General features: G+C 71.4%; 26 protein-coding genes. 11 read left to right on the top strand and 15 right to left on the bottom strand.

Annotated elements, in window-relative coordinates:
• Positions 1 to 37: 37 nt before the first annotated feature.
• From QQ657_RS52520 to QQ657_RS52510, 3 genes are read right to left on the bottom strand one after another with little or no spacing between them, the layout of a single operon-like run.
• On the bottom strand, positions 38 to 490 hold the full coding sequence (locus QQ657_RS52520) for a DUF350 domain-containing protein (RefSeq protein WP_284749993.1): 453 nt from the start codon (positions 488 to 490) through the stop codon (positions 38 to 40).
• A gap of 44 nt (positions 491 to 534) precedes the next feature.
• Positions 535 to 1,701 carry a glutathionylspermidine synthase family protein gene (locus QQ657_RS52515; protein ID WP_284749992.1) on the bottom strand — a complete coding sequence of 389 codons (1,167 nt, stop codon included), beginning with the start codon at positions 1,699 to 1,701 and terminating at the stop codon, positions 535 to 537.
• The gene (locus QQ657_RS52510; RefSeq protein WP_284749991.1) at positions 1,702 to 2,313 is read right to left on the bottom strand and encodes a hypothetical protein; all 612 of its coding nucleotides are present in this window, start codon (positions 2,311 to 2,313) and stop codon (positions 1,702 to 1,704) included.
• Positions 2,314 to 2,407: 94 nt separating this feature from the next.
• Between QQ657_RS52510 and QQ657_RS52505 the strand changes: the two genes are divergently transcribed.
• From QQ657_RS52505 to QQ657_RS52490, 4 genes are all read left to right on the top strand, one after another.
• Positions 2,408 to 3,442: a septum formation family protein gene (locus QQ657_RS52505; RefSeq protein ID WP_284749990.1), complete on the top strand. Its 1,035-nt coding sequence runs from the start codon at positions 2,408 to 2,410 to the stop codon at positions 3,440 to 3,442.
• A complete protein-coding gene (locus QQ657_RS52500; protein WP_155548455.1) occupies positions 3,442 to 3,792 on the top strand; it encodes a metallopeptidase family protein in 351 nt (116 codons plus the stop codon). The genes QQ657_RS52505 and QQ657_RS52500 overlap by 1 nt, the downstream gene beginning before the upstream one ends.
• Before the next feature lie 102 nt (positions 3,793 to 3,894).
• Positions 3,895 to 5,139, top strand: coding sequence for an MFS transporter (locus QQ657_RS52495; protein WP_284749989.1), 1,245 nt, complete (start codon positions 3,895 to 3,897; stop codon positions 5,137 to 5,139).
• Positions 5,140 to 5,177: 38 nt separating this feature from the next.
• The gene (locus tag QQ657_RS52490; RefSeq protein ID WP_284749988.1) at positions 5,178 to 5,660 is read left to right on the top strand and encodes a hypothetical protein; all 483 of its coding nucleotides are present in this window, start codon (positions 5,178 to 5,180) and stop codon (positions 5,658 to 5,660) included.
• On the opposite strand, the gene QQ657_RS52485 is transcribed toward QQ657_RS52490, so the two are convergent.
• The 3 genes from QQ657_RS52485 to pheA all read right to left on the bottom strand — a co-directional run bounded on the left by QQ657_RS52485 (position 5,657) and on the right by pheA (position 7,943).
• Positions 5,657 to 6,298: a DUF4232 domain-containing protein gene (locus QQ657_RS52485; protein WP_434056867.1), complete on the bottom strand. Its 642-nt coding sequence runs from the start codon at positions 6,296 to 6,298 to the stop codon at positions 5,657 to 5,659. The two genes, QQ657_RS52490 and QQ657_RS52485, sit on opposite strands and share 4 nt — an antisense overlap.
• 122 nt (positions 6,299 to 6,420) lie before the next feature.
• Entirely contained in the window at positions 6,421 to 7,038 is a 618-nt protein-coding gene (locus tag QQ657_RS52480) for a histidine phosphatase family protein (protein WP_284749987.1), read from the bottom strand.
• Positions 7,035 to 7,943, bottom strand: a complete 909-nt coding sequence (gene pheA, locus QQ657_RS52475) for a prephenate dehydratase (RefSeq protein WP_284749986.1) — start codon at positions 7,941 to 7,943, stop codon at positions 7,035 to 7,037. The genes QQ657_RS52480 and pheA overlap by 4 nt, the downstream gene beginning before the upstream one ends.
• Positions 7,944 to 8,041: 98 nt before the next feature.
• On the opposite strand from pheA, the gene QQ657_RS52470 reads away from it, so the two are divergent.
• From QQ657_RS52470 to QQ657_RS52460, 3 genes are all read left to right on the top strand, one after another.
• On the top strand, positions 8,042 to 8,656 hold the full coding sequence (locus QQ657_RS52470; protein ID WP_284749985.1) for a macro domain-containing protein: 615 nt from the start codon (positions 8,042 to 8,044) through the stop codon (positions 8,654 to 8,656).
• Between the two features lie 113 nt (positions 8,657 to 8,769).
• On the top strand, positions 8,770 to 9,702 hold the full coding sequence (gene coaA, locus QQ657_RS52465) for a type I pantothenate kinase (protein ID WP_284749984.1): 933 nt from the start codon (positions 8,770 to 8,772) through the stop codon (positions 9,700 to 9,702).
• 261 nt (positions 9,703 to 9,963) lie between these two features.
• Positions 9,964 to 10,110, top strand: a complete 147-nt coding sequence (locus tag QQ657_RS52460; RefSeq protein ID WP_284749998.1) for a hypothetical protein — start codon at positions 9,964 to 9,966, stop codon at positions 10,108 to 10,110.
• Position 10,111: 1 nt separating this feature from the next.
• Here QQ657_RS52460 and QQ657_RS52455 read toward each other — a convergent pair whose 3' ends face one another.
• From QQ657_RS52455 to QQ657_RS52445, 3 genes are all read right to left on the bottom strand, one after another.
• On the bottom strand, positions 10,112 to 11,623 hold the full coding sequence (locus tag QQ657_RS52455) for a hypothetical protein (RefSeq protein ID WP_284749983.1): 1,512 nt from the start codon (positions 11,621 to 11,623) through the stop codon (positions 10,112 to 10,114).
• A 243-nt stretch (positions 11,624 to 11,866) separates the two neighbouring features.
• The gene (locus tag QQ657_RS52450) at positions 11,867 to 13,192 is read right to left on the bottom strand and encodes a tetratricopeptide repeat protein (protein ID WP_350310775.1); all 1,326 of its coding nucleotides are present in this window, start codon (positions 13,190 to 13,192) and stop codon (positions 11,867 to 11,869) included.
• A gap of 88 nt (positions 13,193 to 13,280) precedes the next feature.
• Positions 13,281 to 14,201: a nitrate- and nitrite sensing domain-containing protein gene (locus QQ657_RS52445; protein ID WP_284749982.1), complete on the bottom strand. Its 921-nt coding sequence runs from the start codon at positions 14,199 to 14,201 to the stop codon at positions 13,281 to 13,283.
• A gap of 133 nt (positions 14,202 to 14,334) precedes the next feature.
• Here QQ657_RS52445 and QQ657_RS52440 point away from each other — a divergent pair, with 133 nt between their 5' ends.
• The gene (locus QQ657_RS52440; protein WP_284749981.1) at positions 14,335 to 14,658 is read left to right on the top strand and encodes a nucleotide pyrophosphohydrolase; all 324 of its coding nucleotides are present in this window, start codon (positions 14,335 to 14,337) and stop codon (positions 14,656 to 14,658) included.
• Here the strand turns inward: QQ657_RS52440 and QQ657_RS52435 are convergent.
• Genes QQ657_RS52435 through QQ657_RS52425 form a run of 3 tightly spaced genes read right to left on the bottom strand, consistent with a single transcriptional unit; the run spans position 14,655 to position 16,997 of the window.
• Positions 14,655 to 14,993 carry a DUF3024 domain-containing protein gene (locus QQ657_RS52435; protein ID WP_284749980.1) on the bottom strand — a complete coding sequence of 113 codons (339 nt, stop codon included), beginning with the start codon at positions 14,991 to 14,993 and terminating at the stop codon, positions 14,655 to 14,657. The genes QQ657_RS52440 and QQ657_RS52435 overlap by 4 nt on opposite strands.
• 2 nt (positions 14,994 to 14,995) lie before the next feature.
• Entirely contained in the window at positions 14,996 to 15,583 is a 588-nt protein-coding gene (locus tag QQ657_RS52430) for a P-loop nucleotide/nucleoside kinase family protein (protein ID WP_284749979.1), read from the bottom strand.
• A gap of 25 nt (positions 15,584 to 15,608) precedes the next feature.
• Entirely contained in the window at positions 15,609 to 16,997 is a 1,389-nt protein-coding gene (locus QQ657_RS52425; RefSeq protein WP_284749978.1) for an exonuclease domain-containing protein, read from the bottom strand.
• A gap of 192 nt (positions 16,998 to 17,189) precedes the next feature.
• Here QQ657_RS52425 and QQ657_RS52420 point away from each other — a divergent pair, with 192 nt between their 5' ends.
• Both QQ657_RS52420 and QQ657_RS52415 read left to right on the top strand, forming a co-directional pair.
• The gene (locus QQ657_RS52420; protein ID WP_284749977.1) at positions 17,190 to 17,966 is read left to right on the top strand and encodes a thermonuclease family protein; all 777 of its coding nucleotides are present in this window, start codon (positions 17,190 to 17,192) and stop codon (positions 17,964 to 17,966) included.
• Positions 17,967 to 17,980: 14 nt separating this feature from the next.
• Complete coding sequence (locus QQ657_RS52415) at positions 17,981 to 20,239, top strand: helicase-associated domain-containing protein (RefSeq protein ID WP_284749976.1); 2,259 nt, start codon at positions 17,981 to 17,983, stop codon at positions 20,237 to 20,239.
• On the opposite strand, the gene QQ657_RS52410 is transcribed toward QQ657_RS52415, so the two are convergent.
• Positions 20,236 to 20,874, bottom strand: coding sequence for a class F sortase (locus QQ657_RS52410; protein ID WP_284749975.1), 639 nt, complete (start codon positions 20,872 to 20,874; stop codon positions 20,236 to 20,238). The genes QQ657_RS52415 and QQ657_RS52410 overlap by 4 nt on opposite strands.
• Positions 20,871 to 21,353: a GVDTG sorting domain-containing protein gene (locus tag QQ657_RS52405; RefSeq protein WP_284749974.1), complete on the bottom strand. Its 483-nt coding sequence runs from the start codon at positions 21,351 to 21,353 to the stop codon at positions 20,871 to 20,873. Before QQ657_RS52405 ends, QQ657_RS52410 begins: the two co-directional genes overlap by 4 nt.
• 283 nt (positions 21,354 to 21,636) lie before the next feature.
• Between QQ657_RS52405 and QQ657_RS52400 the strand changes: the two genes are divergently transcribed.
• Entirely contained in the window at positions 21,637 to 22,263 is a 627-nt protein-coding gene (locus tag QQ657_RS52400; RefSeq protein ID WP_284749973.1) for a response regulator, read from the top strand.
• 198 nt (positions 22,264 to 22,461) lie between these two features.
• On the opposite strand, the gene QQ657_RS52395 is transcribed toward QQ657_RS52400, so the two are convergent.
• Complete coding sequence (locus QQ657_RS52395; RefSeq protein ID WP_284749972.1) at positions 22,462 to 23,628, bottom strand: GAF domain-containing sensor histidine kinase; 1,167 nt, start codon at positions 23,626 to 23,628, stop codon at positions 22,462 to 22,464.
• Between the last annotated feature and the right edge of the window lie 3 nt (positions 23,629 to 23,631).

Genomic DNA, 23,631 nt, shown 5'->3' with positions numbered 1-23,631 from the left:
GTGGGCCATCCCCACCGGATGGCCCACGACGTCCGGGTCAGGAGATGCCGACCGCGATCACGAGACCCAACGCGATGTGCGCGGACGCGACCACGACGCTGGCCGGTTCGAACTTCTCGCTCTCGATCATCGAGCCGACGTCGATCCGCGTCGCCCACTCCAGCAGCCGCACCGCGATCACCTGGACGGCAATCCCGAGCAGGCCGTAGACCAGCGAGGTGATCAGGCCCCCGGTCAGGTCGCTGGCCGAGTTGAAGATCGCCACCACGATGATGAACGACATCGCGAGCATTCCGGACGCGGTGACGATCACGGCGTTCGGCAGGCCCGCGTGCACCAGCTTCGACAGCTTGCCCGGCGTGGTCCAGTCGATCGCGTAGAAGCCGGCGAACATCAGCAGCAGGCCGACGACGCCGTAGAGCAGGATCGCGCCGATCCCCCGCACGAGGTCGGAGCCGAACGTGTCGGACAGCGCAAGGGTCGTGTTCACGAGTTGTCTCCCAGGAGAAAGAGCTGATCAGCAGCGGTGTTGTATCACGCTTCGGGGATGCGGTGTGGGACAAATGCCGCACCGTCGTCGGTCACCAGGCCGCCGGTCTCCCGGATGCCGAGCCCGGCGGAGCTGTCGCCGACGATCCACGCGCCGAGCGCCGGCCGGTAGCCGTCGAACTCGGGCAGCGGGTCGAACGCCTGGTAGACGAAGCCTTCGGCACCGTAGACGCCGTCGGTCTGGGTCTCGTAGCCGGTCGCGACGATCTGGACGTTGGCGCCCTCGCGGCCGAGCTTCGGCTTCCGGACGTACTCGGTGAGCAGGCCGGGGTCGTCGGCGAACGCCGGCAGCAGGTTCGGGTGGCCCGGGTAGTTCTCCCACAGGATCGCCAGCAGCGTCTTGTTGGAGAGGATCATCTTCCAGAGCGGCTCGATCCACAGCGTCCGCGGCAGCGACTCGACGGCGTTGCGGCCGAACTCCTCGTCGACCACCCACTCCCACGGGTACAGCTTCAGCACGGTCGCCATCTGCCGCTCTTCGAGGTCGACGAACCGCTTGAGCACCGGGTCCCAGCCGATCTCCTCGATCGCCAGCCCCACCGTGTCGAGCCCGGCCTCGGCCGCGGTCTCCTGGAGGTACGCCGTGGTGACGTTGTCCTCGCCGGAGGGGTCGGCGGCCGACCAGGTGAAGTGCAGTTCGTTCGACGGCAGCTTGTCCTGCAGGAAGGACCACCGCTCGACGAGCTTCTCGTGGATCGAGTTCCACTGGTCGTCGTCCGGGAAGACGTCGGTCTTCCAGTGCCACTGCAGCAGCGACGCCTCCAGCAGCGTGGTCGGCGTGTCCGCGTTGTACTCCAGCAGCTTCGCCGGCGACTTGCCGTCGTAGCGCAGGTCGAACCGGCCGTAGACGTGCGGGTCCTGCCGCTTCCACGACTCGGCGATGTGCGGCCAGACCCACTCCGGGATGCCGAACCGCTGGTAGCCCTCGGTCGTCACGACGTTGTCGACGGCCTCCAGGCACATCGAGTGCAGCAGTTCGACGTCGGCCTCGAGCGAGAGGACCTCGTCCATGTCGAAGACGTAGTGCACCGACTCGTCCCAGTACGGCCGCATCCGGCCGCTGCTGTCGCGGGCCGGCGTGCCGTAGACGAGCCCCTGCTCCTCGACGATCCGCTGCCAGTCACGCCGCGGCTCACGCCGGTCCCGGTACACCTACGATCCCCCGCTCTTGCCGCTGCCGCCGGTGCTCCCGGTGCTGCCGCTCTTGCCGCTGATGCCGAAGCCGCCGCGCTGGACGGACTTGCCGGACTTCGTGTTGACGCTGGTCCGCGACGACGGCGCGTCGTACGAGCCCCCGGACACGCGCTGCCCGACGACGCCGGATCCGCCGTAGTTGTAGCGGTAGCTGTTGTATCCGCCCCCGCCGATCGGCAGGAACAGGAAGCCACCGCTGGAGTACCCGCCGTGACTGGTCACGTAGGTCTCGTCGCAGTTGTCGTCGCCCTGAACGATGCCGTTCGAGTCGGTGCAGACCGCGGTGACCTCACCGGCCGGCTTCGCGACCGTGTAGAACGTCGCGACCAGGCCGACGAGACCGACGGTCACGCCACTGCCGATGAGGATCTTGCGCCGGGTGGCCGCCTTGGCGTCCGCCTGACGGGCCAGCTCCTCGTCGCGTTCCTCCTGCGCGAGCGCCTGTTGACGCGCTCGCTGCTCCGCGACCGAAGGCTGGCGGGGCTGTGTGTTCGAGTCCTGGAATCTCATCGAACCGCGCTTCGGCGGCTCGGGGGGCGGCTGGTCCCCACCGTTGCTGTCCTGCGTCATGTGCGCTCCGTAATCCCGGCCACCACGAAACCGTGACCCACCCTAACCACCCAGGTCGCGCACGTCGCGCGCGGCGCGGGCATCATGGACTGCGATGTCTCCCAGCGCCGATCGGTTCCCAGCCGCCACGCAGACGCTGCGCACCCGCGTCGTGATGGGCGGGATCTTCGCGGGCGCGCTCATCGCGCTCGCCCTCAGCGTCGTCTTCTCGTGGGGCGGCGAAATCGCGGGCGGGGCCGGCGGCGGCGCCGGCAAGCTGTCCCCGGAGGCCGAGGAGGCGTTCCATTCGCCCCCCGGCAGCTGCCTGACCTGGACCAACCCGGACGCGAGCGACGCGCGCAAGGTGGCCTGCACGCAGCCGCACAAGTTCGAGGTGACCGCGCTCGTGGACATCGGCGCCCAGTTCCCGGAGGGCGCGCCGGTGCCGGCGCTGGACCAGTGGCAGCAGATCGCCCAGCAGAAGTGCACGTCGGATGTGAAGCCGTACCTCGGTCACAACCTCGACCCGTACGGCAAGCTCACGACGAACCTGCTGCGCCCGACGCCGTCGCAGTGGGACGACGGCGACCGTCAGCTGCGCTGCGGCCTGCAGTGGGCGGGCCCCGGCGGCACGCTGCTGCCGACCACCGGACCGGCGAAGGAGCAGGACCAGTCGCTCGTCTTCGAGCCCGGCACCTGCCTCGCGCTGCAGGGCAAGGGCGTCGGCGACCCGATCGACTGCAGCAAGCCGCACTCCTACGAGATCATCGCGACGCTCGACCTGAAGACGAAGTTCAAGGACACCTACCCGTCGCAGGACGACCAGAAGGCGTGGCTCGACACCGAGTGCACCAAGCAGGCGGCGGACTACACGGGCGGCGCCGACCTGGACGCGAAGAAGCTGATCCTGACCTGGGACCTGCGGGAGCAGGAGAGCTGGGACGCCGGGTCGAGCAAGGTCAACTGCAAGGTGGCGGCGCTGCTGCCGGACAAGAGCGGCCTGCAGGCTGTGACCGGCAGCATCAAGGCCGCCCCGGCCGGTCCCGACGGCCCCGGCGGCCAGCCCCAGGACGGCGGCCCGCCATCGGACGGGGGCGGCGGGCCGGCGACGTCGAGCTCGGCCCCGCCGACGTCGAAGCAGAACGGCTGATGCCGGTCGAGATGAGCCGGGAGCGGTTCGAGGAGCTGGTCTCGGAAGCCCTGGACGAGGTACCGGCGGAGTTCGCGAAGGCGATGGACAACGTCGTCGTGCTGGTCGAGGAGTTCAACGACGAGGCACCGGACATCCTCGGGCTCTACCACGGCATCGCGCTCACCGAGCGGACGTCGTCGTACGGCGGGGTGCTGCCCGACCGGATCTCGATCTACCGGCAGCCGATCCTCTCGATGTGCGAGGACGAGGACGAGGTCGTCGAAGAGGTCCTCATCACCGTCGTGCACGAGCTGGGTCACCACTTCGGCATCGACGACGCCAGGCTGCACGAGCTCGGCTGGGGCTGAACCTCGCACTAGTAGTGACACCGTGACCACCACAGGGTGACATCAGCGCTTATCCTGTTACTCGAAGTCATTGACTGACTGCGATGAGTGCTGGGGGTCGCGGTGAACCCTGCCCGGAGACTCACGTGGCTGCTGACGTCGAGCGCCGTCTCGCACCTGGGCGACGGCATCGGCAAGGTGGCCCTGCCCCTGCTGGCGACGACGCTGACCCGCGATCCCGTGCTGATCGCCGGGCTGTCCGCCACCCAGTTCCTGCCCTGGCTGCTCTTCGCCGCCGTCGCCGGCGCGCTGGTCGACCGGATCGACCGGCGGCGCGCGATGATCGCCGCGAACACCGCCCGCGCCGTCGCCGTCGGCACCCTCGCCGTGCTCGTCGCCGCCGGCGGGATGACGATCTGGCTGGTCTACCTGACGGCGCTGGTCATCGGGACCGCCGAGACGATCGCGGACAGCGCGGCCAACGCCCTGATCCCGGCGGTCGTCGGCGACGGCTCGCTCGACGCGGCGAACAGCAAGCTCCAGGCGTGCGAGATCGTCGGCCAGACGTTCCTCGGCGGCCCGGTCGGCGGCCTGACCTTCGCACTCTTCGCCGCCCTCCCCTTCGTCCTCAACTCCGCGGGATTCGCGATCGCGGCCGCGGTGCTGCTCGGGCTCGCCGGCAGCTACCGGCCGCGGCGCGAAGCCCGGGAGCCCGCGCGGCTGCGCACCGAGCTGGCCGGCGGCCTGCGCTGGCTGCGCGGGAACGCGCTGCTCAAGCGCCTGGTCATCGTCGCCGGGCTGCTCAGCCTGGTCAGCGAGCTCGCGCAGGCGCAGCTGGTGCTCTACGCGCTCGACGACCTCCACCTGTCCGACGCGACCTTCGGGTTCTTCGCGTTCGCCGGCGGCATCGGCGGGCTGCTCGGCGCCGGCGTCACCCCGCGGCTGGTGCGCGCGGCCGGCCGGCGCGTGGTCGTGCTCGGCGGGATCCTCGGCTGCGGTGCCGGGTTCGGCGGGATGGGCCTGGTGCGCTCGCCGGTCGCGGCCGCGGCCCTGTTCGGCCTGTTCGCGGCCGCCGTGGTCGCCGTCAACGTCGTACTCGCCACCGCGCGGCACACGCTGGTGCCCGGCGAGCTGCTCGGCCGGGTGCTCGGCGTGTGGCGCACGGTCGTCTGGGGCGCGATCCCGCTCGGTGCCCTGCTCGGCGGGGTGCTGACCGAGGCGCTCGGCACCGCGGCGCACACGTTCGCGGTGTCCGGTCTGGCGATGCTGATCATCGCCGGGTTCGCCTCCGTCGCGCTGCGGCGCTTTCCGCTCGATGACAAATCGGACTCAGCCGTGGCGGTACTGCACCAGGATCCGGGTTTGTGAGCTGAAATACGTCATCACCCAGGTGGTGGGAGGCGGCTATGCGCACCGTGGACCAGGGCACCGGCACCGACGCCGAGCCCGATTTCGACGAGTCCCCGACCGAGTCCGAGGAGGTCAAGGCGGCCCCGCCGCAGTCACGCCGGATGCTCGTGCTGTGCGCGGTCGCCGGGTTCGTGCTCGGCGGCGGCGTGCTCGGGCTGCTCTGGGGGCTGTCCGGCGTGCACGCGGGTGCGCTCGACGACGCACTGGCCGCGTGCCAGGCCCTGGACCGCGTCGGCGAGCTGCCGGACACGAGCCGGGACGCGCAGCCGTCGCTGACGCCCGGCCTCACGCCCGAACGGCTGCACCGGATGACGGCGGCGCGCGAGCTGTCCGCGGCCGCCGCCCAGGTCAACGCCACCTACCAGCCGCTGGCCGACCACATCGACGGCGTCAGCCGCATGGTGCTCAGCCTGCACTTCAACGACATCTCCGGCCAGCGGCACCTGGTCCAGGCGCAGGAGCTCTGCGGCCGCCTCTAGGAGGTGTGGACCGTCTTCACCGAGAGCTGGTTGCCGGGGATCTTCGTGCTCGCGCAGGCGGTGCCGTCGGTCGGCACGAAGTTCGACGCGGTCTCCTGCGGCAAGTAGATCCGCAGGCCCTTCACCGCGGTCGGCTGGCAGGTGCCCGAGTCGAAGTTCCGCACGTTCACGAACTGGATGTCGGCGACCGCGGTCTGGCCCGGGTCCAGCTTCACCGCGTTGCCCTTGGTGCCCTCGCGGAAGGCGTCCTTGCCGACCTGGTGCCCGTCGGTGCCCGCCACGTACGAGACGCCGGGGAAGCCCTGGATCTCACACGCCTTCGAGCTGCTGTTCTTGATGAGCAGCGGCCGGTACACCGAGCCCGCGCCGGCGTCGCCCTGGCCGAGCGACAGCGTGACGTCGCCGGCCTTGCAAAGGCCGTTGTTCGCCGGCTGGACGGGGGTCGACGGGGCCGGCGTCGAGCTGCTCGGGCTGGGCGCGGCCGTGGTGGCGGTGGTCGAGGTGGGCGACGCCGTGGTCGACGGCGTCGAGCTGCTCGCCGCGTTCGTGGTTCCGCCGCTTCCGCAGGCGGAAAGCGCGAGAACGCCCGCCGAAGCCGCGATGACCGGCAGCAACCGTGAAAGCTTCGTCCGAACCATGTCAATCGCCTCCCTGGTGTGGTGCTTATGGGTAGACGTACGGATCTTCGGCAGGTTGGTTCGAACCGTTAATTCCCCACCAAAAGTGTTCTAAACGTGACGGGATCACACTTTCGTGACGATCAGAGCGGCGTGTCAACCCAGGTCAGGCAGTGCCACCGGCCGTCCGGACGCGCGTCCAGCTCGACCAGGCCGGTGTTCGGGATCAGCGCCGCGTTGGCGATGTCGGCGTGGACGTTCGGCGCCAGCCACTCGGCCGAAAGCCGGATCGCGCCGCCGTGGCTGACCAGCGCGAGCACGCTGTCCGGGTCGGCCTGCTCGTGTTTGGCGCGCAGCCGGCCGACCGCGTCGAGCATCCGGGTGCGCACGCTCGTGCCGCTCTCGCCGCCGGGCAGCGACGGCGCCAGCTCGCCGAGCGTCCACCGCTTCACGACGTCCATGTAGACGCGGATCGACTCGTGGTCGGTGGCCCCTTCGAGGTCACCCGCGCCGACCTCGTGGACGCCGTCGACGACCTGGACGTCCAGGTCGAACCGGGCCGCCAGCGGCGCCGCCGTCTGCTGGGCGCGGGTCGCCTGCGACGCGTAGACCGCGGCGATCGGCTCCCCCGCCAGCCGCTCGGCGAGCGCGTCGGCCTGGGTGCGGCCGAGCTCGGTCAGCGGCGGGCCGGGCAGGGCGGTGTCCAGCGCGCCGCGGACGTTCCCTTCGGTCTGACCGTGGCGGATGAGCAGCAGCCTCACGCCAGGTCCCCCTTGCGGACCGCGTCGGCCCACACGGCGGCGTCGACGAAGTCGTCGTTGCCGGCTCCGGGCTGGATCGTGGTGCGCGTGCCGTCGGCGCGCGGGTGCGAGCCGAGGAACCGCAGGTTGCGGCAGTGCCGGCGCAACGCCGTCAGCGCGTCGAGGATCCGCGGCTCGGCCACGTGCCCCTCGAAGTCGATGAAGAAGCGGTATTCGCCGAAGTTGCTGCGCGTCGGGCGGGCGTCGAGGCGGGTCAGGTTGATCCCGCGGTCGGCCAGCGCGGTGAGCAGCTCGGCCAATGTGCCGGTGCGGTTCGCGGCCGCGGCGACCACGGACGTCCGGTCGGCGCCCGTCGGCTCCGGCAGCTCGCCCGGCGGGCGGACCAGCAGGAACCGCGTCGCGGCGTCGCTGACGTCGGCGACCTCGGTGGCCAGCACCTCGAGGTCGTAGTGCTCGACGGCGACCGGCGCGCAGACCGCGGCGTCGAACTGACCCTCGAGCACCCCGACCGCGGCCGCCGACGTCGACGACGACGCCACCGGGTGCGCGCCCGGCAGGTTCGCCTCGACCCACTCGCGGACCTGGGCGAGCGCGTGCGGGTGGCTGGCGACGGTCTTGATGTCCCCGCCGCCGCGCCGCGTCAGCACGCTGAAGTGGACCGGCAGGATGTGTTCGGCCACGGCGACCAGCGGGGTCGACTCGCTGAGCGCGTCGAGGGTGGTGGGCACCACGCCCTCGACCGAGTTCTCGATGGGGACGCACGCGGCGTCCGCCTCGCCCTTGCGGACGGCCGTCATCGCCAGCCGGACGGTCTCGACCGGAATCAGTTCCTCGCCGCCGGCGAGGGCCCGTGCGGCCTGTTCGGTGAAGGTCCCCTGGGGGCCGAAGTATGCGATCCGTGACACAACACCCAGGTTACGGGGCCCGGGCGTGGCGACTTTCACTCGGACAGCCGGTACCAGAACCGGTTACGCCGGGTGGCATTTTTTGCGATGCTAGGGATGTGACCGCCGACTCGGGCACGCACACCGGCCGTGAGGGCACGCACCCGCCGGTCTCCCCTCGCACACCGGAGCTGGTGCTGTGCGCCGTCGATGAACCACTCGCCACCGCCTGGACGTCCGCCGCCGCGAAGGTGACGGGCCGGGTCCGGGTGCACCGCGGGTCGGTGCTCGACGTCGTCGCCCAGGCCGTGGTCAGCCCGGCCAACTCCTACGGCTGGATGCGCGGCGGTATCGACGCCGTCTACGCGCGGGCGTTCCCCGGGGTCGAGCAGAGCGTCCGAAGTGCGGTTTTGGCTTTTCACGGCGGTGAGCTGCCCATCGGCGAGGCGGTGATCGTCCCCACCGGCGAAGCCGAACCGGCGTGGCTGATCAGCGCCCCGACGATGCGCGGACCCGGCGAGCGGCTGCCCGCCGACACCGTGCACCCCTATCTCGCGGCGCGCGCGGTGTTCCTCCAATGGCGTGACGGCGGGCTCGACCAGGGCCCGGTGCGGGAGTACGTCGACACGATCGCGATGCCCGGCCTGGGCACGGGCGTCGGCGGCGTCGACCCCGCGACGTGCGCGCGTCAAGTCGCGGCGGCGTGGGACGAGGTCTTCCGTAACGCGCGGTGATCAACCGAAACCCGGCGTGGACTACATCACAGCGCGTTCAACGGCCGTAAGCCCTACCGTTGATCGCGCAGGTGAACGTCCGCCAATGCAGGCGACGGCCGGAGGAGTGTGCGATGACCCGGGTCCGCGAACTCAGCCCGTATGTCGAGCTGCACCGGGAACAATGGAAAGAACTACGAAGTTCGACACCGTTGCCGCTGACCGCGGCCGAGCTGCTGCGCCTGCGCGGGCTCGGCGAGCAGGTCGACCTCGCCGAGGTGGCCGACGTCTACCTCCCGCTTTCACGCCTGATCAACCTGCAGGTCGCCGCGCGCCAGCGGCTCTACGAAGCCACGACGACGTTCCTCGGTGACGACTCCCGCGGCACGAAGGTCCCGTACGTGATCGGCATCGCCGGGAGCGTGGCGGTCGGCAAGTCGACCACCGCCCGCATCCTGCGCACGCTGCTCGCCCGCTGGCCGGACCACCCTCGCGTCGACCTGGTCACCACCGACGGGTTCCTGCACCCGCGCGCCGAGCTGATGCGGCGCGGGATCATGCACCGCAAGGGCTTCCCCGAGAGCTACGACCGCCGCGCGCTGCTGCGGTTCGTCACCGAGGTGAAGTCGGGCGCCGAGCGCGTCGCCGCGCCGGTGTACTCGCACCTGGCCTACGACATCCTGCCCGGCCAGGAGCAGGTGGTGCAGCAGCCGGACATCCTCATCCTCGAGGGCCTGAACGTGCTGCAGCCGGGCCCGCGGCTGATGGTGTCCGACCTCTTCGACTTCTCGATCTACGTCGACGCGCACACCGACGACATCCAGCGCTGGTACATCGAGCGGTTCCTCGAGCTGCGGCACACGGCGTTCGCCGACCCGGCCTCGCACTTCCACCACTTCGCCGACCTGCCCGACGACGAGGCCCGCGCCGAAGCGCGGCACCTGTGGCGCTCGATCAACGAGCCGAACCTGATGGAGAACATCAAGCCGACCCGCCCGCGGGCCACGCTGGTGCTGCGCAAGGACGCCGACCACACCATCAACCGGGTCCGCCTGCGCAAGCTCTGACACGGGCTCTGTCACGGGCTCTCGCGCCGGCCGATTCGTCGGACCGGTGACGCGGCCCGTCACCCACATGCCGGGCATTCCCACGCTGGGCGAACGGCCGGGCACTCTTCGTCGTGCGCCCGCGACTCTCCGCGCCGGAACCCGGCCGATCGGCCGAGAGGACGTAACCGGTTGGCCGATACCGGCCGACCCCGGCGAAAGCGACCCTGAAGGAGTCAGGAAAACGGCTCTGAGCTGGGGAGGAGGCCCACAATGTTCGCGATGATCGTCACGTGGGTCGGTGCGGTGCTCGGTCTGGTCCTGCTGATCGCGATGGCCGCCGGAACGTTCGCCGTGGACTTCGACGACCGGCTGCAAGAGCGTCGTCGCAAGACCAAGCCCATCGAACCGGCAGGCCCGCTCCCCTGACTCAGCCCAGCTCGGCCAGCGCCTCGAGATAGCCGTCAGCGTCGTATTCGAGCGTTTCGGACTCCAGCAGGCTGCCTTCCAGCGCGTCGATGAGCTGCTCGAAGACCTCGTCGCGGTCGAGTTCGCCCTCCTGCAGGCGCTGCACGGCCTGCCAGGCTTCGGCGGGCTCGTCGTCCCACAGCTGGTCGACGACGGTCGCGCGCAGCACGAGCCGCTGCTCTTCCTCGTCCTCGTCGGCCTCGGCGATGACCAGCGCGCGGCGCTGGTCGGGGTCGGTGGGGTCGAGGTCGACCTCCTCGTCCTCGATCTCCGTGGTCAGCGACGGCACCGCGAACATCCGGCGTTCCAGCGCGTCCGCGAGCTCGGTCGGCGACAGATCGCCGACGTCGCCGAAGTAGCGCTCCAGCGGGGAGTCGTCCTCGTCGGCGTACTCGCTCAGGTAGTCGGCGACGGCCTCGTCGAGGGCGGCGATCGCCGTCCCGGTGAGCCCGGCGCGGTCTGCCGTCCACTGCACCCAGGCCAGCACGACCGGCTCCACGGCCTCCTCGTGGCCGGCGTCGAGCTCGAACTCCTCGCCCAGCAGGCCTTCGAGGAACCGCGCGATCTTCTCCGGCCCGACGCGCAGCGGGTTCGCGGGGTCGGTCGCCAGGCCGTGCTCCAGGAGCAGGCGCCCGATCGCGCGGGCGGCGTCGGCGTCTTCACCACTGGCGGCGACGAACTGCTCGACGACGGCGGCCCGCTCGGTGTCGGACCACTCGGCGACCTCGGGGACGAGCGAGGGTTCCGGCAGCGCGCGGCTCCACGTCAGCGCGACCGCGTGGAAGCGCGCGTAGTCCTCGCTGACGTCGGCCTCGTCGAGGTGGTCGGTGGCGTCGAGGCCGTCGGCGAGCAGGCGGTGCGCCTCGGCGGGGTCGACGGCCTCCAGCACGACCAGCTCGGGGTCGGCGTCGGACTGCGCCCGCATCTCGGCGAGCACCTCACCGGGCTGCTCGATCACGACGAGGTCCCGCACGCGGCCGCCCTCGGTGAAGTCGAGCAGGGCGAGCAGGCCGTGCGCCTGGTCGCCGTGGGTGAAGACGCAGAGCAGGGACGACTCGTCGCCGTAGACGTCACCGGTCCGCCAGCACTCGCCGGCGGTGACCTGGCCCAGGTCGCCGGCCCAGGTCGGCGCGGGGATGCCGCGGCCGAGGACGACCTGCAGGCCGTCTTCGGCGGCCTTGCGCTCGACGTCGGTCTCCGCGACGACCTTCAGAGCGGCCAGCAGCGCGGCGGCACCCGGCGTGATCTTGCGCTGCGCGAAGGCGATCAGCTCGAGGCCGAGCGGCTCGTCGCCCTCTTCGACGGGAACGTCGTGGAACTGGCCGAGGACCTCGGAGGCGAGCAGCTCGACGTCGACGGGCGCGGGGTCGGCGCCCAGCGCCGAGAAGTCGTTCAGGACGTCCTTGAAAAGGCCGGTCACGCTGTGGGTGACGGGCTGCGGTGCCTTCTTGCGGGCGCGACTCACCGGGCTCATGCCCTAATGCTTTCACGCGGGCTTTCGGGGGCTCCGGGTGGCGGAGCCCCCGGCTCGGGGCGAAGCCCCGGATGTCTCAGAGCTGGTCGCGGTGGCCCTGGCGCGGGTCCCGCCGCGCGCTCGGCGGGGAGGCGCCGAGCCGGACGGCGGAACAGGGCCACCGCGACATCGCTGGCCAAGAGCGTCGCCGTCTTGGCGGAACTTCGCTGATCCCGGTGCACGTGAAACACCGGTTCAGCAGGGTCAACGAGGTGCGCGCGGGGAGGATACGGCTTTTGGCAAGGCGATCCGCGCGGTGCGGATTTCCGTGATCAGCCGGGTTTTCCGGCGGTGGGTTTCCACCAGCGCCGCGAGGTAAGCGGTGAATTCGTCCGCGCTTTCCGCCCGCTTGTGCAAGGTGCGCAACAGCTTCAGCCGGCGCGCGGCTTCCTGGTAGGCCTGCGGGTCCTTGCGCTCGATGAGCTCTTCGACGTGCTCGCGGAAGACCGGGATCGTCTCGGCCGGGTGCTCGGCCGCGCGCTGCTCGGCCAGTTCGAGCGTCAGCTCCGGCGACGCCCCGAACCGCACGCACGCGCGCCAGGCTTCGTCGGGACGGCCGTCGTCGAGCAGGACGCGGGCCAGCTCGTCGGCTTGCCCGGTGCTCTCGGCGGCCAGCTCGCGCAGGCGGGCCAGCGCGGCCCGGCGCTGTGTCGTCCACTTCCCGTCGGCGGTCGCGGCTTCACGCAGCGCGGCGAACGTCTCGCGGTCCGGTTCGGCGTCGAAGTCCTTGCGACGGCGGGAAGTTTCGTCTTCGGGTTCGGGCGGCTTCGGGTTCTTGTCGTGGGTGAGGGCGCGGGCGGCGTGCGCGATGGCCTCGCTGTGCCGCCCGGCGGCGCGCAGCACCCGGACGATCTTGAGGCTGACGTCGCGCCGCGGTGGCTTGGCGGACAGGATCGCGACCAGCTCGTCGACGTCGCCGAGCACCTCGGCCAGCTGCTCCCGCAGCCGTTCGGCGACGTCCCGGCGGTGACCGGGGCCGCCCGCCGTCAGCACGTCGTCCACAGTGGACTTGATCCGGCGCAGGCCGGGCTCGCCCAGCGCCGTCGCGAAGTCGGCGAGGTCGATCGACGGGCGGCCGGGGCCGTCGAACTCGACCTCGAGGATCCAGTCGGCCAGCTTCTCCGGGTCCGGCGGCCGGGCGGCGCACGCGCGGGCGTACAGCGCCACGGCGCGGTCCAGCCGGTCGCCGAGGTCGCCGGTGTGGTCGCCGGACTGTTCGAGCACCTCGCTGATGTCGTCGACCGTGCGGCGGGCGAGCGGGGCCAGGTCGGCGCGGCTCCCGAGGTCGAGCATCCGCTGCAGCGTGTCCAGGACGGCGCCCACTTTCGCGGTGTACTCGCCGTTCCCGTCGGTCACCGCGGTGTCGAGCAGCCGGTGCGCCTCGCTGACGTCACCGGATTGGGTGGCCGCGCGCAGTTCGAGCGAGTGCCGCAACTCAGGGTCACGCTCGGCCTGGGCGTGCAACAGGTCCGCCAGCGTCTCCGCGTCCAAAGTGCGCAGGTAGGGGCGAAGATCCGAGGGGGGACTCACGCGGACCAGTCTGCCCGAGCCCGGCGAACGCGCGTATGGGCCAACCGCGTGCTCTTTTCGGCGTAATCGGTGACTTTGCGTGAGGTCTTCATCGGCGCCGCAAGTCGTCGAGCACGGCTTTCATCGGCCACGGCTCGGGCACGCGCGGCCGTCGTAACCGTGCGTGGCGGGGTCGCGGGATGGCCGCCTGCATGGTCGGCACCATGATCGGGACGACCGGCACCGGCACGCGCGCGACGAGCCGCCGCACGACGACGAGCAGGAGCCCGGCACCCAGCAGCAGGGCCGAACTCGCGGCGATCGCGCCGGCCAGCGTGCGGCGGCCGTCGTCGAGGGTGAGCTGCACGGCGTACTGGCTCTGCTGCGAGTACAGGACGCCGAGCTGCTGGGAGACCGCGTAGGCGGCGCTGCGCCACGTGGATTCGGGAATGGGCAACGGCTCGCCGGCCGCGAACGCGTCCTCGGCGGCGGCGAGCCTGCTCCAATCGGCGCTGCGGGTGAGCGACTCGTACGCGATACGGCCACTTTCGGTGAGCTGCGGCGCAATCCGGTCCAGTTCGGTCCGGTAGGCGGCCACGGCCTCGGTGAACGGCCGCCGCGTCACGCCGTCGATCCCCGCCAGGGCGAGGGAATCGGAACGATCCATGCCTTCGGCGACGGAAAGCAGCTCGACGGCGGTGGTCTGCTGGTATGCGGATTCCGCATCGGGCGCGCGGCGCGTGTACTCGCGCAGCCCGGCGATGGCGGTGTCGATCCGCTGGGTGAAATTCGCGTACGCGGCGGTCCGTTGGTCGGGCGCGGACATCGCTTCGCTGCGCTGACCCTGCAGCGCGACGACGGCTCGGGCGGTCCGGCCCGCGGCGTCGGCCGCGTCCAAGGCGCTGTCGCGCGTCCGGTTCGCTTGGTGGACCAGCAAGAACGCGATCACGACGGCCACCACGACGAGCGCACCGCCCGGGACGAACGCGATGCAGAGCATGCGTCCGCGGACGGATCGCAGGTACTTCAAGACGTTCCTTTCCGTGCTTCAAGCCCCGCAAGCATCCCGACGAAGTTCAACCTATTGAGTGAGAGATTCACCGGTCAACGGCAGTCCGCCATACGGCCGTTAGCGCACCGTGACCACCGAGGACAATCGCCGGGTGACTTTCGACGACGTGACCCAGCGCCTCCGCGGCTTCGCGGCGGCCCGCGCCTGGGAGCCGTACCACACCCCGAAGAACCTCGTGATGGCGTTGTCCGGCGAGGTCGGCGAGCTGACCTCGCTGTTCCAGTGGCTGACGCCGGCGGAGTCCGACGCGTGGCGCGAAGATCCCGCGCTGGAAGCGAACGTCCTGGACGAGATCGCGGACGTCACGCTGTACCTGCTGCAGCTGGCCGACCGCCTGGGCGTGGACCTGGCGGCCGCGGCGCACGCGAAGATCGACCGCAACGAGGTCCGCTTCCCGCCGCCGGAGGCGAGCTAGCCCCAGAAGATCCCGTTCGGGTTGCGCTCGACCTCGGCGAGCAGCGGTGGCGGCGTGCTCGCGACGGGAGCGTCCGGGTAGGTCAGCCACCGGCCGTTCCGATCGGACCAGCGGATCGACCAGATCCCGAACTCGTCGAGGCGCAGCTGAGCGATCTTCTGCTCCGTCCACTCGGGCCCGGCCTCTGGCGACCAGGGCGCGCGGCACTCGACGATCGTGACCGAACGGCCTCGGGTCCGGCATTCGACGCGCACCTGGTCGTGCAGGTGCTCGGGGACGCGCCGCGCGCACCACCGTTCGATCTGCCGGAGCGCGAGTTCCGGAATTCCCGCCATGGTCACAGTGAACCCGAGCCCGCGGGCGGGCGCCTCCCCACCCCCGGCTCGAGCAGCGCCACGACGTCCGCATAGGTCTGGCCGGGGTCGCGGCCGCCGGTGGCCACGACGACGCAGTCCGGCCGCTGCGGGAGGTAGGCGGCGAGCTGGTCGTGGATCCGCTCGACCACGGCGATCCCCCCGCGTCCGTTGAGGACGGCGTCGATCCCCTTGGTGGCGGCATCGCCGTTCGCCGCCCGATCGGCGAACCGGGCCCCGGCGACGGCCTTGTCCGCGGTCAGCAAGATTTCCCGGTATTCGGCGTCGCAGCGTTTCGCGACGTCCTCGAAGGCCTGGATGTCGATCACCCGGGTGGCGAGCTGCGGCATGACGACGTCGTGCCCGGTCCGCAGGTGCGTCTCGGCCATGGCGAGGGTGAGCAGTTGCGCGGCCTTGAAGGTCTCGAAGAAGGTGTCCTGCCAGCCCCCGATGAGGCAGACGACCCGATCGGTGTCGAGGTTGAGCACCCCGGCATGCCGCTCGGCGTAGGTCCGCGCGATCGTCGACTTCCCGATCCCGGACGGCCCGTTCAAGTGGATCAGTCTCGGCACCCGGTCGACCGTACCGAAGTCCCGGTCACCGCGGCGCCGGCTCGGCGATCACCCAGCCGCCGAGCAGGGCGCCGACGCCCAGTACCGCGAGGAAGATCCCCGCCGCCAGTGCCGCGCCGCTGAACATCGCCACGACGACGATGAACATCAGCAGCAGTCCCACCCCCATGAGCACCCGTCCCCCGAGCACCTTCGTCACCCGGCCGGACAGTGCGGCCGCGGCTCGCACCGCGGGCGGCGGTTCGAACCCGAGCGCCACCGGTGCGGCGCGGACGTCGACCACCTCCACGCCCAGCTCGGCCGCCTTCGCCAGCCGGCGCTCGGTGGCCGGTACCGACGCGTCGACCACGAGGTGTGTGACGCTCGCGGTCAGCTTCTTGGCCAGCTGGACGCCCTCGGCGAGCACGCGGGCGCGCATCCCGTCCGCCGCCACCGTGGTGCCGAGCACCAGCACCCGGGTCGCCTTGCCGCCGGCCGAAGGCTGCAGGTCGACTCCGGCCACTCCCAGCGCCTTCGCGACCTCACGCAGCTCGCGTGCCTCCACTGCGGTCACGACGCCGTCCCGTTCCGCGATTTCCCGCAGCGCCTTCACGAGCAGTTCGTGGGTCGAGCGCACGCGCCCTTCGGACAACCCGGCCTCGGTTGCCGAAGCGGCCAAGGCCGCCACTTCCGCATAAGACAGGTGCTGGTCCGCGACGACTTCGGCGAGCAGGTCCAGGTAGGCGTCCCCGCTCCGGCCGGCCGAGATCCGCTCGAGGGCCTCGGCCATCCACCCCGGCTCGACCGGCAGCGCCTCGGCGCGCGGACGCAGCCGTCCGCCGGCGAACCGCGGCAGACCGGGAAAGACCAGCGGCGCCGCGAACGTGAACCCGTACCGCCCGAACAGGCCGGTGACCAGCTGGGCAACCGTCCTCGCGCCGGACAGCGCCGACTGCCCGGGCCGGGTGGGCACCCCCAGAGCGTGGGCCACGGTGGCGAGCCGGTAGTTCGGCAGCCGCACCACCGACTGCGCGGCCGTCAGCGTCGAGACGCCCGGCAGCACGGGCATCCGGACGCCGAGGAACTTGACTTCGAAGTCGAGGAACGCCGTGACGAACGCCAGGTCGTGGGCCACGATCACGCTGCCGGCGCACAGGTCGAGCAGCGGCCCCAGCACGGCGCCGAACGACGGCGCGTCGTCGAGTTCGGCGCGCGTGATGCCGTGGACGAGCGCCGGACCGGGTGGGATCCCGGCGCCGGGATCCACCAGCGTCGTCAGCTCGCCGACGATCGAACCGTCGGCGTGGACCCGCACCGCGGCGACCTCGACGACGCGCCCGGGGCGCAACCCGGTCGTCCGGATGTCGACGGCGGTGAAGTCGGTTCCGTGCGCGGGGTGGCCGCCCGCGCCGAGCAGCGAGAGGGATTCGATCACGCCCCGCTGGTCGTTTCCCGGCCGCGCGTTGTGACAGCTTTTCCGCACGGAACCGTTGTTCGTGACGCGATCGTGACGGCAACAATCCGTCCGATAACGACTGATGGCCGATCACGAGCCGGTGCGTAACAAGGGCGGGAGTTTTCGCGAGTACACCGTCGGCACGTCGCGTCGAGGAACAAGGAATCCGGGATGAAACGCTTTCCGAACTGGCTGAAGATCGTCTTGGCCGCCTTCGCCGTCCTGTTCGTATTGGGCGCGATCTTCGGCAAGGCTCCGGAACCGAAGCCCGTGGCCGCCGCGTCGCCGGCACCCCCGACGACGCCGACGACCTCGGCGACCAGCGCGGCTCCGGCGCCCGTCACCTACACGATCAGCACCGTGACGGACGGCGCGACCGTGATCGTGAACGGCAGTGACGGCACCAGCAAAACGGTGCACGTCCTCGGCGTCACGGCGCCGGTCGGCACCATCGGGTGCTACTCGGTGGAATCGCTCGCCTGGGCCACCACGACACTTTCCGGCAAAGCCGTGACGCTCGGCGCGGAAACGGCGCAAGGCATCGCGTTGACCTTGGCCGGCGGCGAGGACTACGCGGCTCTCGCCATTCAAAAGGGCTATCTCAAGTACGCGACGAATGCCGCGCTGCCCGCGCTCGCGACGGCCGAGACCGCGGCGAAGCAGGCGATCAGCGGCCTGTGGGCGCCGCCGTGCAACGGGACCATCGACGCCCCGGCACCGACGCCCACTCCGACGCCGACCCCGGAACCGCCGGTCACGAAGGCGCCCCCGGTCGCCCCGCCGGTGCAGACGACCGAGGAAAAGCCCGCCCCAGAGCCGGATTCCGCCGCGTACTACAAGAACTGCACTGCCGCGAAGGCCGCCGGAGCCGCACCGCTGTACCGCGGCGAGCCCGGTTACCGCGCCGCTCTCGACCGTGACGGCGACGGCGTGGCCTGCGAACGGTGATCTAACCTGGGCCGATGACCACCGCCGACGAGTGGCTCGGCAGGCTCGCCGCCCTGGACCGCGAAGAGCTGGCGAAACTGCTGACCCACCGGCCCGACGTGCTGCAGGAACCGTGGCCGCGGCGGCTCGACGTCGTCGCGGCGCGGCTCGCCTCCGCGGAGTCCGTGAACGAGGCCGTGCTCGGGTTGTCGTTGCCACAGGTGCAGGTCGTGGGCGCCGTCCAGCTTTGTCACGCGCTCGGGCAGCGGCCGACGCCCGTCCACGAAATCGCGAGACTTCTCGGCACGGCGACCGCAACCGTCGAGTCCTTTGTGGACGAGGTCGCCGAGCGAGCCCTGCTGTGGCACGACCCCGACGGCGTCCGGCTCCCGGACCTCCTGCAGAAGAACAACTTCAGCGCCGAAGGCCTCGGTCAGCCCGTCGAGGACCTGCTCGGAGAGATCGGCCGGAGCCGCGCGGCGCGGCTGTCCCACGCCCTCGGACTACCCGAGGGCCGCCAAGAGCTCCTCCGCTTCTACCGCGACGGCGACCGCGTGCGCGAGCTGTTCCGCACCGCTCCCGAACCGACGCGAAAACTGCTGCGGGACATGGCCGACGGCGTTCCCGAGGCCGAGGGCGTGCTGCCCTTCCACACCGCGGAGGGCTGGGCGTTCGAGCACGGCTTCCTGTTCGGCACCTACTACGGCAGCGCGGCCATGCCGATCGAGGTGTCGCTCGCCCTGCGCGGCCCGGACCACCAGCTGCCGTTCACCCCCGACGAACCCGAGTACGCCGTCACGCACGTCGGCGCCGAGTCGGCCGAGGCCACGTCGTCGGCTGCCGCGCTGCGGCTTCTCGACCGCGTCTCGGCCGTCCTCGAACTCGCCGGCGCGGAGCCGCTCCCGCTGCTCAAGGACGGCACGATCGGCGCGCGGCTCGTCAAGAAGGTCGCCAAGGACACCGGCGCGACGCCCGCGGAAATCGAGCTGGCCATCGACCTCGCGGCGCAGGCCGGGCTGCTGCTCGCCGACGAGCCGCCGACGCCGCGCCGCGGTCAGAAGGCGCCGCCGCCCACGCTGGCGCCGGACCCCGACCTCGCCCGGCCCGGACCCGCGCTGCTCTACCGGCTGCTGCTGACGACCTGGTGGGAGCCGGCGCCGCCGGAGTACGGGACCGACGTCGACGCGCTGGTGCGCCGCCTGGTCGTGAGGTTGCCGGCGCGGCTCGAGCCCGGCGCCGCGATCGCGGACGTCGACGCGCTGACGCTCCTCGCCGCGTGGCACGCGCCGATGCTGCCGGTCGAGGACTTCGCCGGGCACGTACGAGACGCGCTCGAGGTGGCCGAGCTCCTCGGCGTCGTCGCGCACGGCGCCGTCACCGCGACCGGCCGCGCGCTCCTCGCCGACGACGGGCTCGTCGAAGTCACCGACGAGCTGGTCTCCCGCGCGCGGACGACGGCGTTGTTCGGCACCGACCTGACCGCGATCGTGCCTGGATCGCCGGACGCCCGGCTTGCCGCATCGCTCGACCGCGTCGCCGACCGGGAGGCCCAGGGCACCGCGACCAGCTGGCGGTTCTCCCCCGCGAGCGTCCGACGAGCCTTCGACCAGGGTGCGACGGCCGCCGAACTGCTCGACGAGCTGGGCGCGATCGCCGCGGGCGAGCTGCCGCAACCGCTGGTGTACCTGATCAACGACGTCGCGCGGCGCCACGGCGAGGCGCAGGTGCTCGACATCGCGAGCGTCGTCGTCGGCGAACCCGCCTTGCTCGCCGAGCTGGCCGCGCACCGCAAGCTGGCGAAACTCGGCCTGCGCGCGGTGGCGCCGACCGTCTTGACGTCCACAGTGGACGCCTCAGGCACGCTCGAGGCGTTGCGGAGCGCGGGATACGCGCCGACCCACCACGCCGCCGACGGAACCATCGTGCTGCCGGCCCGCGAACCGGCCGAGCCCACGGTCGCCATCCGCGACGTCGGCCCCGACGACCGGCAACCCGATCCCCTCGACCACGCGGAGCGGCTGCTCGCGGCGCCGGCGAGCGGCCCGGCCCTGCTGCGCGGGCAGCTCGCGCGGGCGATGAGCGACCGCTACGCCGGACGTCTCACGCCGAAGCAGCAACAACTCTGCTGGCAGCTGGAAGCCGGCATCCCCGCGGACGTCGGCTACCAGGCAGCGGACGGTCTCGCCCGGCTCGTGATCGCCTACCCCGAGCTCGACGGCGACGTACTGGACGTCTGGTCGCTCGGCGACCGCGCGTACCGGCGGCTCGAGCTGGCGCGGATCGAGCTCGGTTAGGCCTCGACGCCGGTGAGCCGCGCGTAGACCACGACGTTGTCGAGGTAGTTGCCGCTCGACCGGTCGAACGCCCCGCCGCAGGTGATGAGCCGCAGTTCGGGGTCGGCCGTGTCGCCGTAGACCTGGTCGGTCGGGAACTCCGCCTTGGCGTAGCGGTCGACGCGGTAGACGGTGAAGACCGCCGTCCGGCCGTCGGCGCGGCCGACCCTGGCCTGCTCGCCCGGGCGCAGGTCCTTGAGCCGGGAGAAGGCGCCGGGCACGTGCTTGTAGTCGACGTGCGCCGCCAGCACCGCCGGGCCGGCCTCGCCGGGCGACGGGGCGCCGGTGAACCAGCCGACCGTCGTGGCGTCGCCGGGAACCTCGAGCTCACCGCCCGAGGTCAGCCCGAGGTCCTTGATCGCGTCGGCCCGCACGCCGATCACCGGGATGCTCAAGGAGGCCGGTTTCGCCGCCGGGAGCGCGTCGGCGGACGGCGCGGTGCTGGCCGACGGCGCGATCTCGACAGGCGTGGCGGACGGTGGGGCGACCTGCTCCGGCGGGTGCGGCGAGAAGGCGAGGACGGAGGCCACCACCAGGATCGCGCCGAGCGCGGCGACCACCGCCGTGACCGCCGGCCACAGGCGCGGGTGCCTCAATTCGTGCGCCGGCGCAGGTAGAACACCATGCCGCCGGACGCCGCCGCGGCGAGCAGCGCGCCGCTCAGCACCAGGAAGGCGGGGGCGCCTTCGGCCGGCTCACCGCCGCCGGTGGCGACGCCGCCGACCGGCTTCACCTTCACCTGGCTGCTCGTCGTGGACTTCTTGGTGGTGGTGGATTTCGGGGCGGTGTGGGTCTTCGTCGACGGCTGTTCGGCCGTCGGCGTGGACGTGTTCTGCTGCGGGCGGTGCGGCAGGGATTCGCAGGCGATTCCGTCGTGATCGGAATCGAGGTTGTTCGGGTCGCCCGGCGTCGCGTCGAGGACCTCCTGCGCATCTTCCTGGTATTTGAAGCCAGGGCAGTCGACGTCGGCCGCGAGGGGCGTCGCGAGCTGCGCGGAGGCGAGGGAAACGGGGCCGAGGAGAGCGAGCCCGGCGACGGCCGCGGCCGTCGTCAGGGCACGACGAAACAAGGACACCGGAAGGTCCTTTCAGGAAGAATGGGGGCGTTTGCGTGGTAACTATCGTGGCTGCGGCGGGGCTGTTACGAACCATTCCGGAATTTCGGAAACGCCAGCGCCCAACCAAAATCCGGCCGGCTCGTGATTCTTCACCATTTGCCGCTGACCTGCGGAATCAGCGACAGGAATACGTACCGGCGGGTTTGTTACGAGATTCGCGGTCACACTTTGGGAGTAATTGCCGGTGTGACGTGCGGACCAGCCGGCACCGCGGCGCGCGCGTACCCCGTAACCTGGGGATATGCCGATCCAGGTACTGCTCGTCGACGACCACGAACTGGTCCGCCGCGGGCTCCGCGACCTCCTCGGCGACGAGCCCGACATCGAGGTCGTCGCCGAGGCGAGCAGCGTCGAGGAGGCGCTCGCGGTGGCGATGCACGTCGAGCCGGAGGTCGCGGTGGTCGACGTCCGCCTCGGCGACGGCGACGGCATCACGCTCTGCCGCGAACTGCGCTCCAAGCCGAACCCGCCGGCCTGCCTGATGCTGACCGCGTTCGACGACGAAGAGGCGATGGTCGGCGCGATCATGGCCGGCGCCGCGGGGTACCTGCTGAAGCAGGTGCGGGGGCAGGACGTCGTGTACGCGGTGCGCGAGGTCGCGGCCGGGCGGTCGCTGCTGGACCCGGTGAGCACGGCGCGGGTGCTGGACAAGATGCGGCACCCGCCGACGGACGAGCTGGCGGCGCTGACCGAGCGCGAGCGGGACGTGCTCGAGCTGATCGGCCAGGGCCTGTCGAACCGCGAGATCGCCGAGCGGCTGTTCCTCGCCGAGAAGACGGTCAAGAACTACGTCACGTCGGTGCTGGCGAAGCTCGGCATGCAGCGCCGGACGCAGGCCGCCGCCTGGATCGCGCGCCGGGAGAAGTAACTCCGCGCAGCCGTCCCGTCCGCAAGCCGCCGTTCGCTGCGTCCTTTTCAGCGATCGTCACGGTCCGCCATCCCGATCGGCGGTTTTTCCCTGCCACTTTCACTCGAATGTGAGTCGAATGGGTGTTCGAAAAGCCGGTACGATCTTCGATGAGGGCGAGGAAGGGAGGCGGGATGACCCGAGAAGGGTAGATCGTGCTCAGGCAAGTGGAAGGTCGAATGCGACGAGCGTGCCGAGGCTGGGCGAGGAGTTCAGGAAGAACTTGCCACCGGCGGCGTCCGCGCGTTCGGCAAGATGGCGCAGGCCACGGGTGGCGACGCCTTGGGGGACGCCGGAACCGTTGTCCCGGACGCGGAGTTTCACGCCGCCGGAGTCCCTGGTCAGGGTCACGCGGGTTTCGCTCGCGCCGGAGTGTCTGACCACATTGGACAGAGCTTCGCGCAGGGCGGCCCGGATGTGGTCGGCGCTTTCCGCGGGGATGTCGGCGAATTCGCCGGACAGCTCCAGGGTCGGCGGGTACCCGAGTAGCTCGCCGGCGATGCGGACCTCGCCGCGCGCCGACTCGGCGAGGTCGGTGGGCGTGCCGGTGTCGTGGCGAGGTTCGGGCGACCGCAGTGCGCGCACGGTGCCCCGGATCTCCTCGATGGTCTGGTCCAGCTGGTCGATGGCGTCCGAGAGCCGCACGCCGTCGGCTTGGGCGAACCGCTTGCGCATGTTGCGCCGAACCCGGTCGAGCTGCATCCCGGCGCCGTAGAGACGTTGGACGATGACGTCGTGGAGTTCGCGAGCGATCCGCTCCCGCTCTTCGTAGAGCGCGACGCGGTGGCGGGCGTTGGCGCCCTCGGCGAGCGCGAGGACGACCCCGGCCTGGGCGGCGAAGGCGACGAGCATCTCGACGGTCCCGGCGGAGAACGGCTCGCGCCCCTGCTTCCGGTAGACGGTGAGCGCCCCGAGAACCCGTCCCCCGGACCCGAACGGCGCGGCGGCGAAGGGTCCGTAGCCGTGGAGCTCGGCGGGGACGTAGGGCGCGGTCCGCGGGTCGACGGTGAAGTCGGCGCTGGCGACAGGCTCGCCGCCCCGGGCTACTCGTCCGGCAGCGGAATCGGCGGAGAGGGCAAGTCCGCGCAGGGTCGCGTCCGTCTCGCCTTCGGGTGTCGCCGGGTGGGCGGCGGCGTAGTGGGCGGCCTCGACCACCACTCGGCCGTCCTCGGCACTGACCATGGCCAGGCCCAGATCGGCGTCGGCGAGTTCGGCCGCGCGGGCGACGACCGTGTCGAGCACCGCTCCCGGGTCGTCGCCGGACAGGGCGGTGCTGGTGATCTCGGTGGCGGCGGACAATGCCCGCGCGGCAAGCGTCGGATCCATGAG

The organism is Amycolatopsis ponsaeliensis, from assembly GCF_030182635.1.
In the GTDB taxonomy this organism is placed as follows: domain Bacteria; phylum Actinomycetota; class Actinomycetes; order Mycobacteriales; family Pseudonocardiaceae; genus Amycolatopsis; species Amycolatopsis ponsaeliensis.
This window is presented reverse-complemented; position numbering and strand designations above follow the sequence as displayed.